The following is a 13,639-nucleotide window of genomic DNA, read 5'->3' as shown; positions in this document are numbered from 1 at the left end:
GATTAATCAATTATTTCAATAAGCTAGCATGACGCAAACGATTTGTCAGTTTTCATTCAATATAGCCGATTGGAAAATCGTGTGTAATAAGCAATTAAGCACCGAGGATTGGAAATCGGGTTATGCCCATTGGCAGCAAAATCAGGCAAATTTCGCCGATTTTTCGCCTAAACTTGCTTTTCTTCCGCCGCTGAAACGTCGTCGTTTAAGCGATTCCGCCCGTTTGTTTTTTGAAGCCGCCTGGGATTTGGTAGAGGAACAATCCAATTTGCCTGTAGTGTACGCTTCCGCAAATAGTGAAATTAACCGGAATTTCACGTTATGGTATTCATTATTGACGGAAGGTGACGTGTCACCGACTTCCTTTAGTTTGTCGGTGCATAACGCCCTTATCGGCCAATGGTCGGAGTTCCGTCAGGTGAAAGCGGAAACCACCGCTTTAACGGCAAATAAAGACAACTTGGAAGTGGCATTATTGGAAGCCTATTTATTACTCAAAGAAGGCGCAAAAAAAGTGTTGGTGGTGATTGCCGAATCGCCGTTGGAGCTGCGTTATAACGTGCAGCCTGTGGTGCGCCGGCCGTTTATTTATGCTTTGGCATTGGTGGTTGAAGCGGGCGGGCAATATCAGTTAAGCCTGACTAATCAAGCACCGAAAGCGGACGATGTTCCTGATACGGCGTTGGAATGGGTGAAAAATCAACATCTGGATTGTACGCAATGGCGTACGCCGAGTAGCGCCGGGGGAGCTTGGTTATGGCAGAAAAGCTAGACTGGCTACGCCGCTTTGTGTTCACCACCATCGGGTTTCTGTTTTGGGGCGTGGCAGGCACATTGTTACAACTAGTACTTTATCCTTATGCACGTAAACATAAACACGGCGATTTGCAAACCCAACTGAAAGTGCGCCGTTTTGTTGGGGGTAGCTGGTATTATTTCATCCGCTATTTATCCTGTGCCGGCGTGTTGGAGGTGAGTTATAAAGGCTTTGAAAAACTTGGGCGTACCGGGCAGCTAATTTTGCCGAATCACCCGTCCTTATTGGATGTGGTGCTCATTTTGGGGAAAACACCAACTCTGAATTGCATTGTGAAAAAGGAGCTGTTGGATAACCCCACCATGCGCAATCAAATTTTAGCCTGCGGTTTTTTGCCTAATACGGAATCCGTAGAACTGTTGGAACAAAGCCATGAAGTGTTGCAACAACAGGCGTTACTGCTGTTTGCCGAAGGCACGCGCACAGGCTGGAACGGCGAAGTGAAACTGAATCGCGGCGCGGTATCCATCGGGTTACGCAGCGCCAAAGTGATTACGCCGGTGGTGATTCGGATGAATCCGCTCAGCTTAAAAAAAGGGCATCCGTGGTATAAAATCCCGCGCAAACGTATTCATTATGAATTGATTGTTGGTGACGATATTGACCCGCAAGATTGGCTGAAAGAACAGTCAATTCCTATGGCATCACGCCGCTTAACCAAATATCTGGAAAATTATTTCAACACACATATAAAGGACAACGAAAATGGAACTGGAACAACAGCTTAAACAACTTATTATTGATAGCCTCGCGTTAGAAGATATTGGTATTGAAGACATTGATAACGATACTGTCTTGTTCAGCGACAGCGGTTTGGGATTGGATTCCGTTGATGCCCTTGAACTTGGTCTGGCGGTGCAAAAAACCTTCGGTTTACAGTTGGATAGCGAACAAACCCAACTTCGTGATCATTTTGCAAGCGTCGCCACGCTGGCGCAATTCATCCGCAGCCAAAAAGGTGAGGTATAACCATGACCGAACAGGAAATCCGCGACTTACTCAGTGAAGCGCTGGAATATTTATTTGAGATCGAACCGGAGAGAATCAAACCGGACACCAATCTGTACGAAGATTTGGAAATCGATAGCATTGATGCCATTGATTTAATCGACCACATTAAACGAAAAACCGGACATAAATTACAAGCGGAAGATTTTCGTAATGTCCGCACCGTGGATGATGTGGTTAAAGCCGTTCTGAAACTGAGCCAAAACGCACAATAATGTTTGCCAAATATACCGACAATAGTCTTATTGCAAACCATCCCGAGTGGTGTTATGCGGATTTCACACAAAAAGCTCTGCAAATTTCCGCCGAATTACAACAGCGTCAAATTAAAGCCATTGCCGTTTGGCTGGAAGACGGTGCCAAACTGGCGTGCACCTTATTAGCTGCGTGGCACGCCAATGTGCGGGTGTTATTTCCACCGAATTTCACCCCGGAAAGCATTCAATGGGTGAATGAAAATGCCGATCTCTGGCTCACCGACAGCGACATAGACCAACCGACAGCGGAATGGTTTGATCGCTTTGGTGAATCCCGCCACATTGAAAAACACCCGCAAAATCCACCGCTCTTTGACTACACCAATCAGACCGAAATCTGGCTGAAAACCTCCGGCAGCACCGGAGAAGCGAAAACCATCGTGAAAACCGCCGAACAAATGTGGCTTGGTGCGGAAGCCCTTGCCACGGCATTGCCGTTTAACGCGGATAACACCGTTACCGCCTTGAGCACCGTCAGTATTCAGCATATTTACGGCTTAACCGTGCATATCATGATGTCTTTGGTGAATGGTTGGCAAATCGGGCGCAAACAACAGTTTTATCCGGAATGTATCATCAGCGAAGCGCAAAAAAGCACGCAAACCGTGGTAGTCAGCAGCCCCACTATGTTGTCGCGAATTGACTGGCAGAATACCAAAATGCCGCAAACCATTGCGGGGGTGATTTCTTCCGGCGGCGCATTGGCGGAAGACATTTCCGAGCAAATGCGCCAGGTGTTGCAACAACCGGTGATTGAGATCTATGGCAGCACGGAAACCGGCCCGATCGCCATTCGTGACGACATTCATTTGTGGCAAACGTTACCGAACAGTCGATTAGGCAGTGATGAACAGGGTGCCCTGTGGATTGAAGGTTGCTGGTTGTCCGCCCGCGAACAAACCGCCGATATGGTGGAATTTTTAGCGGACGGCTTCCGCCTGCTCGGGCGTAGCGATCGCATTGTGAAAATCGGCGATAAACGCACCTCCCTTGCCGGCATTGAAGGCAAATTGCTGCAACATGACTGGGTGGACGATTGTTATATCGCACAACATCCCGAGGTCCCCCGCTTGGCGGCGTGGGTCGGTTTACATGCGCAGGGTGTGGAAATTTTGCGTGAAAAGGGGCGTCGTTATCTCATCGAACAGTTCAAAGATTATTTGGCGGAAACCCAGGACAAAACCGCCATTCCGCGTTTCTGGCGTTTTACCGATAAACTTCCGCGCAACAGTCAATCGAAAATAAATAAGCCGGAATTTAACCGCACTTGTGTGGAAGCACAGCGTGATCCGATTTGGTTTACGCAGGAAAAAGATGAGCGACATTATCAGGCGACGGGCAAAGTGCCTTTGGATTTGCTGTATTTGAAAGATCATTTCGCCAATTTTCCGCTTGTGCCGGGCGTCATTGAGCTGCAATGGATTAGCGAAAAAGTGAACGCGTTCTTGGGGCGTGAAGTGACATTTAGTCGCGTCGATAAACTCAAGTTCCAGAAATTCCTTCGTCCGAACGACACCTTCATATTGCAACTGAACGCCAACGAATCGCTGGACAAAATCACCTTTCAGTTAAAGGTGGACAATGAAATCTGTTGTAGCGGCGTGGCGATTTTGGCACGAACATAGTCGCACAGCCGTCCTCGGAACACGATGATGAAAGTACTTATTAATGTGTTACTCAGCCTCACCGGCGTGGCTTATCCCATCATTTGGTTGTTTGCCGAAGATCAAACGCCGTTGTTTTATTTGCCTTGGATAATGGCATTGCTGTGGGCGGCGAAAGGCTTCTTTCAGCAGCAAGGGCAGCGCTATTTCGCTTGGGCGATGGCATTGATTCTGGCGGTGGTGGGCATCACCCGTTCCGTTGAAACCATGTTTTGGTATCCCATTATTATTAACGGCTTAATGTTGTCCCTGTTCGGTGGCAGCTTATGGAGCGAACAAACCGTGGTAGAGCGTCTCGCCCGTTTGCAGACACCCGATTTAAGCGAAGCCGGTGTGCGTTATACGCGTAAAGTAACCCAACTGTGGTGCGGTGTCTTCGTGATTAATATCGTCATTATCGCCTCGGCAATTTGGTTGAAATATTACGATTTCTGGGCGTTATACACCGGCGTGCTTTCTTATTGCTTCATCGGCATGGTGATGGCGGGGGAATGGCTGGTTCGACAAAAAGTCAAAAAACAACAAACATGATAAATAACCTACATTTTTTCAATATCCCCGATTTATGGCATGACCAAGGCGATGAGACCGCGCTGATTGCGCGCAATCCCGATTGGCAATGGGCGGATTTTCGTACACGCGCACGGCAAATTGCTGAGCAGTTGACACAGGATAACGTGAAATCCGTGGCGTTCTGGTTTGACGATGCCGCCTTGTTTGCCTGCGCCATGTTGGCGTGCTTTCATGCCGGTGTGCGGATTTTACTGCCACCCAATTTACTGGCGGAAAATCAGCAATGGATCAAAGAAAACGCCGATTTTTTGTTGGATGATGCGTTGTTCGCCGAGTATGGCATCACGCAACACGCCTCGCAAAAACACCCGGCAAAACGACCGCACTTTAATGTCTGTAACCAAACGGAAATCTGGCTGAAAACCTCCGGCAGCAGCGGTCAGCCGAAGATTCTGGTGAAGACCGCCGCACAGATGTGGCTGGAATCGGCGGCGATTCGTCAATCCTTGCCTTTCTCCACCGGCAATGACATTCATTTGGTCTCCAGCGTTTCCGCTCAACACCATTACGGCTTGTCCTATCGCATTATTCTACCCCTCACCATGGGCTGGAGCATTGCCCGAAAGCAGTTGCCTTATCCGGAATATTTAATTGAAGAAAGTCTGCTCGCGCCGAAAACGGTGTGGATTAGTAGCCCGGCATTGTTGACCCGTTTAAATTTAGCCGACACGAAATTAAAACAATGCGCTTTTGCAGGCGTCATTTCCTCCGGCGGCGTATTGCCTGCCGACGTGGGCAACGCCATCCGCGAGAGATTAGGCGTTAAGCTGATTGAATGCTACGGCAGTACGGAAACCGGCGCCATCGCTTTTCGTGCTGATGACGGCTTGTGGCAACCGACCCCGCTCACAACCGTTGGATTAAACGAAGAAGGCGCTCTATGGGTGGAATCTGAGTGGCTCAACCAACGTGAGCAAACCGCCGATGCCGCCGAATTGATTGACGGCAAATTCAATTTATTGGGACGCCTTGATCGCATTGTGAAATTCGGTGATAAACGTATTTCTCTGGTGAAAATCGAACAGGATTTATTGCGCCATCCCTGGGTGACGGATTGTTATGTGGCGCAACATCCGCAGCATTTACGTCCGGCAGCTTGGGTCGCTTTGAATGAGGCGGGCATTGCGGCGTACCGGCAACAAGGGCGTCATGAATTTGTCAATGAATTACGCGCGTTTTTAATGCAAACCCAAGAGCGCGCCGGCTTGCCACGTTTTTGGCGATTCACCACGGAGTTGCCGCGCAACAGCCAGTCAAAACTCAGCAAAGAGGCTTTTTATCAGGTATTTTTAACGGAAAAAGAGGAACATTTTTAATGCAAAAGGTCATTGTGATTATTCCTCATTACAACCATTCCGCCACTGTAGGCGAGGTGGTAAGGCAGTTGCGCGCCTTGGATTTACCCGTTTTGGTCGTGGATGACGGTTCCGCCGAAAATCACCTTAGCGTCCTTCGGACGTTACAACAACAGCCTGAGGTTTTTATACATTATTGCCCGACCAACGGCGGCAAAGGTGCGGCAATGAAAACGGGTTTTCGCCTTGCGGCGGATATGGGATTTAGTCACGCCGTGCAAGTGGATGCGGACGGGCAACATCACTTGCCCGATGTGTTAAAAATGATCGCAGAAATGCAGAAAAATCCCACCGCACTTATTTGCGGTCGCCCGCTTTATAGCGACGACGCACCGAAAGCGCGCCTGTACGGACGCAAAATCACCGATTTCTGGAACGCCATTCATACCCTTTCCCTGGACATTAAAGACGGTATGTGCGGTTTTCGGTTGTATCCTTTAGCTTCCATTTTATCGCTCATGCAACAGGAATCCCTTGGCAATCGCATGGATTTTGATATTGATATTTTGGTGAAAGCCCATTGGTACCAAATCCCGTTGGTGTGGGTGGATACGCCGGTGCGTTACGAACCGGGCGGCATTTCGCATTTTCGCGGGTTTGCCGATAACTGGGAGATCAGCAAACTGCACACCCGATTATTTTTTGGTATGCTGTGGCGCATTTGCACGGGGCGGAAAGTATGACTTCACAACATTGGGCGCAACAACATGAACGGGGCAGCAAGTTTTTCTTAAACTTAACCCGTTTGATCGTGCAATATTGCCCACTTTGGGTGATTCGAATCGTGACCTTTGTCGTAGTGAGTTATTTTTTCCTCACCTCCGCAAAAGCACGTCGCCACATTCGCCGTTATCATCAGCGTTTACAGCGCACGTTCCCGCAGTTGACCCTGCCCCGCTATGCCTTATTCCGTCATTTTTTAGCCTTCGGCGAAGCCATCGCCGATCGTTTTGCCGTGTGGCAGAAAAAAATCCGTTATCCCGATTTGATTTTGGACGATAGTGATAACGTGTATCGTGACATTCGTTCCGAAGGGCGCGGGCAGATTCTGATTTGCTCCCATTTCGCCAATATTGAAATTTGTCGTGCGCTGGTGGACAGCAGACATCACGGCAATTTCCGCCTGAATATTTTGGTGCATAATCGCCATGCGCAGGCATTTAACAAGGCCTTGGAAAAGGCGGGCGCCACCTCGTTGCCGTTAATTCAGGTGGAAGATTTGGATACGCAAAAAATGCTGGAATTGAATGAACGTATTGAACGGGGCGAGTGGATCTCTATTGCCGCCGATCGCATTCCGGTGCGTGGCAATAAAACCGAACAGGTGGATTTTCTGGGTTCACCGGCAACCTTCCCGCAGGGCCCGTGGTTGTTGGCGAGCTTGTTGAAAACGCCGATTAATACTGTGTTCTGCGTGAAAAAACGCGGCGAATACCATTTAAAATTGCGTCATTTTTCCCCGCCCATTGAAGGCAGAGGCAAACAGCGCAACGAGAATATCAAACGCGCCATGCAACAATATGCCGATATTCTTGCCAAAGAATGTGAAGAAAATCCGCTCTATTGGTTTAATTTTTACGATTTCTGGGACGATTATTCAAAATGAAAAAACACATTTACTGCCATCATGCCTCCGAATATGAAATTCAGTTTTTTGACGTGGATTCCATGAATATCATGTGGCACGGGCATTATGTGAAATATCTGGAAATGGCGCGCTGTGCCTTTCTGGAAGAAATTCACTACACTTATGATGTGATGAAAGAAAAAGGGTACGGCTGGCCGGTGGTAAAATTAAATTTGAAATATGTGCAACCGACCGTTTTTCGCCAGAAAATTCTGGTGGAACTGGCGTTGGTGGAATACGAAAGCTGCATTCGCATCGATTATGTCATTCGTGATGCGGTGACCAATCAAAAACTCACCAGCGGCAGTACCACGCAAGTGGCGGTGGAAATCAAAAGCGGCGAAATGCAGTTGCAAACCCCGCCGTGTTGGCGAAGTGCGGTGGAAAATCACCGCACTTTTCAGGCGGAGAACGCATCATGAAGACATTTTTTGTCCTTTGCTGCCTGCTTTTCAGCCCGCTGACCTTTGCCTTTTCCGAAGCGGAACTCATTACATTGCTACAAACCCCGCAAAACGTGCAGGGCAATTTCACCCAGCAACGTTGTCTCAAATCCCTTGCTAAGCCCATTACCACACAAGGCAAGTTCACCTTGTTGGCGAAAAAAGGCTTGTTATGGCAAATGGAAAAACCCTTCACCAACCAACTGCGGGTGAAAACCGACGGCATTATGCAATGGGACGGCAAGCAATGGGTGGCAAACGGCAACATGGGGCAGGCGCAGCAAATTAGCCTGTTTTTGGGCTTATTGTCGGGCGATATTTCCGGTTTGAAAGCGCAGTTTGAGGTGGCGTTGTCGGGCGAGGCGAAAAACTGGCAATTGACTTTAACGCCAAGTTCCTTGCTGATGAAACAGATTTTTACCGATATTCAGATTCAAGGTGATGAGGTGGTGAAAGCCATTGTGTTAAACGAAAAACAGGGCGATAAAACCCACATTCAATTTGACCATATTCAACAAAATCAGCCTTTGGCGGCGTTCGCACAATCCGCGTTAGAATAAAAAACGATGAAAAAATCCACCGCACTTTCCGTTCTGTATGCCCTGTTCCTGACGGCGACATTGTTGCTCTTTGGTTATGCGGTGAAAAAAGGCGCTTGGTTAGAAACGGATTTGCGTGTCCTGCTGCCGCAAGAACAAGGCTGGACTACCGTGCAAGTACGGGCGGATGAACAACAGGAAGCGCGCCTCAACCAGCAACTTATTTCCCTTATCGGGCATTCATCGCCGCAAAAGGCATTTCAGCTGGCAGAACAGGTTGCGCAGCAATGGCAAAAGAGCGGGTTGTTTGCCCGGATGGATGCCAAAACGCAACCGGATCTTGAAGCATTGCGTGCCGAAATCGCCCGATTACGCCTCGCCACTTTGCCGCCCTCCGTTCGCCATCAGTTGCTTCATACGCCACAGGATTATTTCCAACATTACGCCGAGCAGATCATGAATCCTTTCGCGCAAACCAATTTGCTTCCGCTGGATCAGGATTGGCTCGGTTTCGGCAGGTTCGTTTTGCCGCAGGCGCAATTGCAGGGGCAGATTCAATGGTATGCCGAAAATGGCATGTTGTATGTCACGGACAAGGATAAAACCTGGGTGCTGTTGCGCGGGGTGTTGCAACAAGGGGACCTGATGGATCCGTCGTTAAATCTGACCGCACTTTTAACGCAGAACCGCCAAGCCGTTGAAGCGGCACAGGGCGATATGTTGGCGACCGGCGCCGCCTTGTTCGCCATTGACGCCAAAGTCAAAGCGGAGCGGGAAAGCACCTTAATGAGCGCGTTGGGCGTAAGCCTGACGTTGTTGTTGCTGTTGCTCGTGTTCAGAACGGCGCGCGTGTTGTGGCTGTTTTTGCCGATTCTAACGGGCATGCTATGCGGCGTCACCGCCACAATTTTCGTTTTCGGACACATTCATATTCTCACCATTGTCATCGGCACCAGTTTAATCGGCGTGTTGATTGATTTTCCGCTGCATTGGCTGGCATCTTCCTTATTTCATCAACCATGGCACGCCGCGCAGGCGATGCAAAAACTACGGTTTACTTTTCTGATTAGCCTGCTTGTGACGCTGTTGGGCTACGGCTTGCTCGGTTTTACTGCCCTTCCGGTGTTAAAACAGACCACACTTTTCTCCGCTATCGCGTTAATCTCGGCAATGTTCGCCACCTTGCTTTTTTTGCCTGCATTATTTCGCCGTTATCAAAACAAACCGCGCACCCCGAACCCAAAAGTGCGGTGGATTTTGGATGCGTTTTTTACCCGTCGCATGGGCGTGGTTTCAATCCTGTTAGGGGGGATTTTTATCGTCGGCGGTTTGTATCGTTCCGAATGGCGTGATGATATTCGTCAATGGGTTTCTATGCCGCAGGTGATGTTAGACGAGGCGAAGCAAATCGCTGACTTGACCGGCGTGGATTTGGGCAACCGTTATTTCCTGGTGCTTGCCGACAACGACGATGCCTTACTGGAAAAAGAACGGGCGCTGACAACAAAACTGGATGAACAGCACATCCCTTATCGCGCCCTTTCCCAATGGATGATGTCGGAAGCGCAACAGCGGCAATTTATAGTGGAATTGCAGGCAAAACTCAAACCGCAGGATTATGCCGTATTGGATGAGATTGGCGTGCCGTCGGAAAGATTACAACAGGCACTGCGGGAATTGAACACGCAGCCGCCGTTATCCTTGCAGCAGGCGTTGCAATCTACCGTCGGGCAAGCATGGCTGCCGCTCTATTTAGGCAAATTAGCGGAAAATCAGGTGGCAGGCATCGTGCAGGTAAGCGGACACAGTGCCGTTTCCCTTGCGCATTTGGCAAATCAACAGGATATTTTCTGGCAGGATAAACGGGCGCACTTGAATCAAGCGTTTCAGCAAACCCGCGATCAGGCGGCGTGGCTGAAAATGCTTTCTTTTGTATTTGCCGGCGTGTTGTTGTGGCGTTTGTTCGGGGTTAAACGCACTTTCACCATGTTGCTTCCGCCCTTGTGCGCTATTGTGATCACCGTGGCAATTTTCGGCTGGGTCGGTTTGCCCATCAGTTTATTTACTATGTTCGGGCTATTGCTGGTATCGGCGATCGGCATTGATTACACCGCGTATATGCAAACTGCAAATGAGCCTTTATACGGCAAATACATTGCGGTATTATTGGCGGCAATGACAACCCTCATTTCCTTCGTCTTATTGGGGCTGAGCTCCACACCGGCGGTGGCTTCCTTCGGTTTAAGCGTGAGCCTCGGTGTGTTATTGAGCGTCATCCTGACTTTTAAACTATTACGTTAATTCGGAGAACCCAAATGGCACAATGTGATGTGGTGATTTATGGCTATAGTTGATTTCCTTTGCCGGCAATCGTTGTTCCATTGTAGCGGGCGATACGCGGAATACGGAAAATCCGTTTGTGGCGAAATAATGAAATACTTTGCTCTGTTGTTCTGCTTTTGGCTGACCGCGTGCAGCTCGTTGCCGCAGGTGGAACGGTTGCCGCCGCAACAACAGGCGGTGCGCGTGTTTAAAGTGGAACAGTTAAATGCGCAACATCAGTTACAACAAGCCAGCCTGCTGACATTGCAAACCGAACCACAACAATGGCGCTGGGTGCAAACGGATCCCCTGGGTGCGCCTCTGGCGCGCGTGATTTTAACGCCACAAGGCTGGCAAAATGACGGCTTTATCATGCCGAATCAACAAGTGCGCCGTTTGTTTTCCGCCTTGGCGACAGCATTGAATCCGCAGCACCCGTTATTTACCTTCAGCCGCATTGAACCCGTGGCGCAGGGTAATGATTATTTTATTCAGCATAACAAAGTCTGGCGCATTGCATTGCGTCCGCCACAGATTGAAATCCACCTGGCGGATGACAGCCGTTGGCGTATTGAAGAATTAAATTAAAGGAAAAAATGACCGCACTTTATCTAAGTAAACCAGCTATTTTGAGCAGCCTTGGCGATGGCATCGAAACACACATTGCGCGTTTGCTGGCTGCCGAGGATTCCCCTTTGGCATTTTCCGATTCGGCGTTTAAGTTGTATCACACCGAAGGAAAAGCGCGCGTGTTCGGTGAAGTAAACGTGCCGCTACGCCCGTTTGCCGAAAGTTTGCCTGCGATACATCAAAGTCGTAACAATCAGTTATTGTGGCATTGTCTGGCGCAAATTGAACCGCAAATCGAACAGGCAATTGCCCGTTTCGGACGCCAACGCATTGCCGTGATTATCGGCACTTCCACCACCGGTGTAGATGAAAACGTACCGGTATTTAAATATGCCGTTAGCCATAACGATTGGTCCGGTGCCGAGTTTAAACAACAGCAACAATATTTTTCCGCGCCTTCCGATTTCGTTGCTTATCAGTATGGCTTGCAGGGGTTGAGTTACGGCATTTCCACCGCCTGTACCTCCGGTGCCAAAGCGTTGATTAGCGCCGCGCGTTTGTTGAACGCCGGTTTATGCGATGCGGTGATTTGCGGCGGTGTGGATGAGCTTTCGCCTCTCACCATCAGCGGTTTCGGCTCTTTATCCGTTTTATCCGATAAGCGTTCCAATCCGCTTTCCGTGAATCGCGACGGGATTAATCTCGGCGAAGGCGCCGCGGTTTTCGTGATGAGCCAGGAAAAATTAGACGATACGGCGATTCAATTACTCGGCTACGGCGCCAGTAGCGACGCTTATCATATGTCTTCCCCGCACCCGGAAGGCGAGGGCGCGATCAGCGCGTTTCGAGCCGCGTTGGCGTCTTCCGAATTAAGCGCCGATGCGATTGGCTGGATCAATTTGCACGGTACGGGAACGGTACATAATGATCAAATGGAAAGTTTGGCGGTACACCGGGTTTTTGGCGACGACACGCCTTGCACCACTACTAAGCCTTACACCGGGCACACCCTCGGCGCCGCCGGTGCCGTGGAAGCCGCGATTTTATGGGGCATCATCGACCGCAAACTGAACCCGCAGGGCAAGTTGCCGGCACAATTGTGGGACAAACAGGCGGATCCCGCGTTGCCGAAAATTGCCATTACCGACGAACACAGCCACTGGCGCAGCGAACCCCGTATCGGCGCAAGCAGTTCTTTTGCTTTCGGCGGCAATAATACGGTGCTGATTTTAGGAGAACGGGATGCTTGATTTAACTTGCCCTATTACCGACATCGCGCCTTTGGTGCCACATAGCGGTAAAATGATTTTATTGGATCGGGTCACTGATTTCGGCGATGACTTTTTGATCGCGGAAGCGGAAGTGCGCCCCGATAATCTGTTGGTGAAAGACAATAAACTGCCCGGTTTTCTTGGCGCGGAAATCATGGCGCAAGGAGTTGCCGCCTGGGCTGGGTGCAAATGCGTACGTGCCGGCAAACCCATCACCTTGGGCTATTGGATCGGCTCCCGCAAACTCTGCATTCACCAACCGGACATTGCCATCGGCAGCAAATTACGCATTCAAATTAAGCTTTCTATTGAAGATGCCACCGGCTTCGGCGTGTTTGATTGCCAATTAATTGATTCAGCAAACCAACGGGTGATTGTGGAAGGTGCGCTGAACGTATTCCGACCGCAGGTGTAAATTCATCGCAAAAAACCACCGCACTTTTAACGCAATCTAAGGAAATCATATGAGCGAAACAATTTTAATTACAGGTTCCAGCCGCGGCATCGGCAAAGCCATTGCTTTACGTTTGGCGCAGGCGGGATTTGATATTGTGGTGCATTGCCGTAGCCGCATAGAAGAAGCGGAAGCGGTGGCGCAGGCGGTGCGTGAACTGGGGCAAAATGCCCGCGTGTTGCAGTTTGATGTTAGCTGTCGCAGTGAAGCAGCAGACAAACTTACCGCCGATGTAGAAGCCCATGGTGCTTATTACGGCGTGGTGCTGAATGCCGGCTTAACCCGTGATAACGCCTTCCCGGCGTTAACCGATGAAGATTGGGACCGTGTTTTACGCACGAATCTGGACGGTTTCTATAATGTGTTACACCCGATTATGATGCCGATGATTCGCCGTCGCAAAGCAGGGCGCATTGTGTGTATTACCTCCGTATCGGGCTTAATCGGCAATCGTGGTCAGGTCAATTACAGCGCCTCCAAAGCCGGCATTATCGGCGCGGCGAAAGCGCTGGCGGTGGAATTGGCGAAACGTAAAATTACCGTGAATTGCGTGGCGCCGGGCTTAATTGATACGGATATTCTGGATGAAAATGTGCCAATTGACGAGATCCTGAAAATGATTCCCGCAGGACGTATGGGCGATCCTGAAGAAGTGGCACACGCCGTAAATTTCCTGATGGGCGAAAAAGCCGCGTATGTTACCCGCCAAGTGATCGCCGTAAATGGCGGTTTGTGCTAA

At 49.6% G+C, this 13,639-nt stretch carries 16 protein-coding genes; all 16 read left to right on the top strand.

Annotated features, from left to right (window positions below):
• Window positions 1-28: 28 nt before the first annotated feature.
• The 16 genes from LIN98_RS03415 to fabG all read left to right on the top strand — a co-directional run bounded on the left by LIN98_RS03415 (window position 29) and on the right by fabG (window position 13,639).
• Window positions 29-772 (top strand): beta-ketoacyl synthase chain length factor, encoded by a 744-nt coding sequence (locus tag LIN98_RS03415; RefSeq protein ID WP_005545155.1) that lies wholly within the window; start codon window positions 29-31, stop codon window positions 770-772.
• Entirely contained in the window at window positions 757-1,545 is a 789-nt protein-coding gene (locus LIN98_RS03410; protein ID WP_005545153.1) for a lysophospholipid acyltransferase family protein, read from the top strand. Before LIN98_RS03415 ends, LIN98_RS03410 begins: the two co-directional genes overlap by 16 nt.
• Window positions 1,523-1,786, top strand: a complete 264-nt coding sequence (locus LIN98_RS03405; RefSeq protein ID WP_005568660.1) for a phosphopantetheine-binding protein — start codon at window positions 1,523-1,525, stop codon at window positions 1,784-1,786. Before LIN98_RS03410 ends, LIN98_RS03405 begins: the two co-directional genes overlap by 23 nt.
• Before the next feature lie 2 nt (window positions 1,787-1,788).
• Entirely contained in the window at window positions 1,789-2,040 is a 252-nt protein-coding gene (locus LIN98_RS03400) for an acyl carrier protein (protein WP_005545149.1), read from the top strand.
• A complete protein-coding gene (locus LIN98_RS03395) occupies window positions 2,040-3,707 on the top strand; it encodes an ApeI family dehydratase (RefSeq protein ID WP_005568659.1) in 1,668 nt (555 codons plus the stop codon). Before LIN98_RS03400 ends, LIN98_RS03395 begins: the two co-directional genes overlap by 1 nt.
• A 24-nt stretch (window positions 3,708-3,731) precedes the next feature.
• Window positions 3,732-4,277, top strand: a complete 546-nt coding sequence (locus LIN98_RS03390) for a COG4648 family protein (RefSeq protein WP_005585796.1) — start codon at window positions 3,732-3,734, stop codon at window positions 4,275-4,277.
• Window positions 4,274-5,635: an AMP-binding protein gene (locus LIN98_RS03385; protein ID WP_005589397.1), complete on the top strand. Its 1,362-nt coding sequence runs from the start codon at window positions 4,274-4,276 to the stop codon at window positions 5,633-5,635. The genes LIN98_RS03390 and LIN98_RS03385 overlap by 4 nt, the downstream gene beginning before the upstream one ends.
• Complete coding sequence (locus tag LIN98_RS03380) at window positions 5,635-6,357, top strand: glycosyltransferase family 2 protein (RefSeq protein ID WP_005568655.1); 723 nt, start codon at window positions 5,635-5,637, stop codon at window positions 6,355-6,357. The genes LIN98_RS03385 and LIN98_RS03380 overlap by 1 nt, the downstream gene beginning before the upstream one ends.
• On the top strand, window positions 6,354-7,280 hold the full coding sequence (locus tag LIN98_RS03375) for a lysophospholipid acyltransferase family protein (RefSeq protein WP_005568653.1): 927 nt from the start codon (window positions 6,354-6,356) through the stop codon (window positions 7,278-7,280). Before LIN98_RS03380 ends, LIN98_RS03375 begins: the two co-directional genes overlap by 4 nt.
• A complete protein-coding gene (locus LIN98_RS03370; RefSeq protein ID WP_005568651.1) occupies window positions 7,277-7,723 on the top strand; it encodes an acyl-CoA thioesterase in 447 nt (148 codons plus the stop codon). Before LIN98_RS03375 ends, LIN98_RS03370 begins: the two co-directional genes overlap by 4 nt.
• On the top strand, window positions 7,720-8,304 hold the full coding sequence (locus LIN98_RS03365; RefSeq protein ID WP_148326232.1) for a LolA family protein: 585 nt from the start codon (window positions 7,720-7,722) through the stop codon (window positions 8,302-8,304). Before LIN98_RS03370 ends, LIN98_RS03365 begins: the two co-directional genes overlap by 4 nt.
• A 6-nt stretch (window positions 8,305-8,310) precedes the next feature.
• Window positions 8,311-10,584 carry an MMPL family transporter gene (locus tag LIN98_RS03360; protein WP_233113360.1) on the top strand — a complete coding sequence of 758 codons (2,274 nt, stop codon included), beginning with the start codon at window positions 8,311-8,313 and terminating at the stop codon, window positions 10,582-10,584.
• Window positions 10,585-10,713: 129 nt separating this feature from the next.
• On the top strand, window positions 10,714-11,193 hold the full coding sequence (locus LIN98_RS03355; protein ID WP_249856161.1) for a hypothetical protein: 480 nt from the start codon (window positions 10,714-10,716) through the stop codon (window positions 11,191-11,193).
• An 8-nt stretch (window positions 11,194-11,201) separates the two neighbouring features.
• Window positions 11,202-12,425 (top strand): beta-ketoacyl-ACP synthase, encoded by a 1,224-nt coding sequence (locus tag LIN98_RS03350; protein ID WP_005568642.1) that lies wholly within the window; start codon window positions 11,202-11,204, stop codon window positions 12,423-12,425.
• The gene (locus tag LIN98_RS03345) at window positions 12,418-12,861 is read left to right on the top strand and encodes a hotdog family protein (RefSeq protein ID WP_005545126.1); all 444 of its coding nucleotides are present in this window, start codon (window positions 12,418-12,420) and stop codon (window positions 12,859-12,861) included. The genes LIN98_RS03350 and LIN98_RS03345 overlap by 8 nt, the downstream gene beginning before the upstream one ends.
• A 49-nt stretch (window positions 12,862-12,910) precedes the next feature.
• Window positions 12,911-13,639 carry a 3-oxoacyl-ACP reductase FabG gene (fabG, locus tag LIN98_RS03340; protein WP_005545124.1) on the top strand — a complete coding sequence of 243 codons (729 nt, stop codon included), beginning with the start codon at window positions 12,911-12,913 and terminating at the stop codon, window positions 13,637-13,639.

Source organism: Aggregatibacter actinomycetemcomitans, assembly GCF_023518055.1.
Classification (GTDB): Bacteria; Pseudomonadota; Gammaproteobacteria; order Enterobacterales; family Pasteurellaceae; genus Aggregatibacter; species Aggregatibacter actinomycetemcomitans.
The sequence above is the reverse complement of the archived record's forward strand: the minus strand, read 5'-3'. Positions and strand labels throughout refer to the sequence as shown.

Bases quoted from the DNA above. Each gene is read 5' to 3' on its own strand.
- LIN98_RS03415 (WP_005545155.1), top strand. From the start codon at position 29: ATGACGCAAACGATTTGTCAGTTTTCATTCAATATAGCCGATTGGAAA.
- LIN98_RS03410 (WP_005545153.1), top strand. From the start codon at position 757: ATGGCAGAAAAGCTAGACTGGCTACGCCGCTTTGTGTTCACCACCATC.
- LIN98_RS03405 (WP_005568660.1), top strand. From the start codon at position 1,523: ATGGAACTGGAACAACAGCTTAAACAACTTATTATTGATAGCCTCGCG.
- LIN98_RS03400 (WP_005545149.1), top strand. From the start codon at position 1,789: ATGACCGAACAGGAAATCCGCGACTTACTCAGTGAAGCGCTGGAATAT.
- LIN98_RS03395 (WP_005568659.1), top strand. From the start codon at position 2,040: ATGTTTGCCAAATATACCGACAATAGTCTTATTGCAAACCATCCCGAG.
- LIN98_RS03390 (WP_005585796.1), top strand. From the start codon at position 3,732: ATGATGAAAGTACTTATTAATGTGTTACTCAGCCTCACCGGCGTGGCT.
- LIN98_RS03385 (WP_005589397.1), top strand. From the start codon at position 4,274: ATGATAAATAACCTACATTTTTTCAATATCCCCGATTTATGGCATGAC.
- LIN98_RS03380 (WP_005568655.1), top strand. From the start codon at position 5,635: ATGCAAAAGGTCATTGTGATTATTCCTCATTACAACCATTCCGCCACT.
- LIN98_RS03375 (WP_005568653.1), top strand. From the start codon at position 6,354: ATGACTTCACAACATTGGGCGCAACAACATGAACGGGGCAGCAAGTTT.
- LIN98_RS03370 (WP_005568651.1), top strand. From the start codon at position 7,277: ATGAAAAAACACATTTACTGCCATCATGCCTCCGAATATGAAATTCAG.
- LIN98_RS03365 (WP_148326232.1), top strand. From the start codon at position 7,720: ATGAAGACATTTTTTGTCCTTTGCTGCCTGCTTTTCAGCCCGCTGACC.
- LIN98_RS03360 (WP_233113360.1), top strand. From the start codon at position 8,311: ATGAAAAAATCCACCGCACTTTCCGTTCTGTATGCCCTGTTCCTGACG.
- LIN98_RS03355 (WP_249856161.1), top strand. From the start codon at position 10,714: ATGAAATACTTTGCTCTGTTGTTCTGCTTTTGGCTGACCGCGTGCAGC.
- LIN98_RS03350 (WP_005568642.1), top strand. From the start codon at position 11,202: ATGACCGCACTTTATCTAAGTAAACCAGCTATTTTGAGCAGCCTTGGC.
- LIN98_RS03345 (WP_005545126.1), top strand. From the start codon at position 12,418: ATGCTTGATTTAACTTGCCCTATTACCGACATCGCGCCTTTGGTGCCA.
- fabG (WP_005545124.1), top strand. From the start codon at position 12,911: ATGAGCGAAACAATTTTAATTACAGGTTCCAGCCGCGGCATCGGCAAA.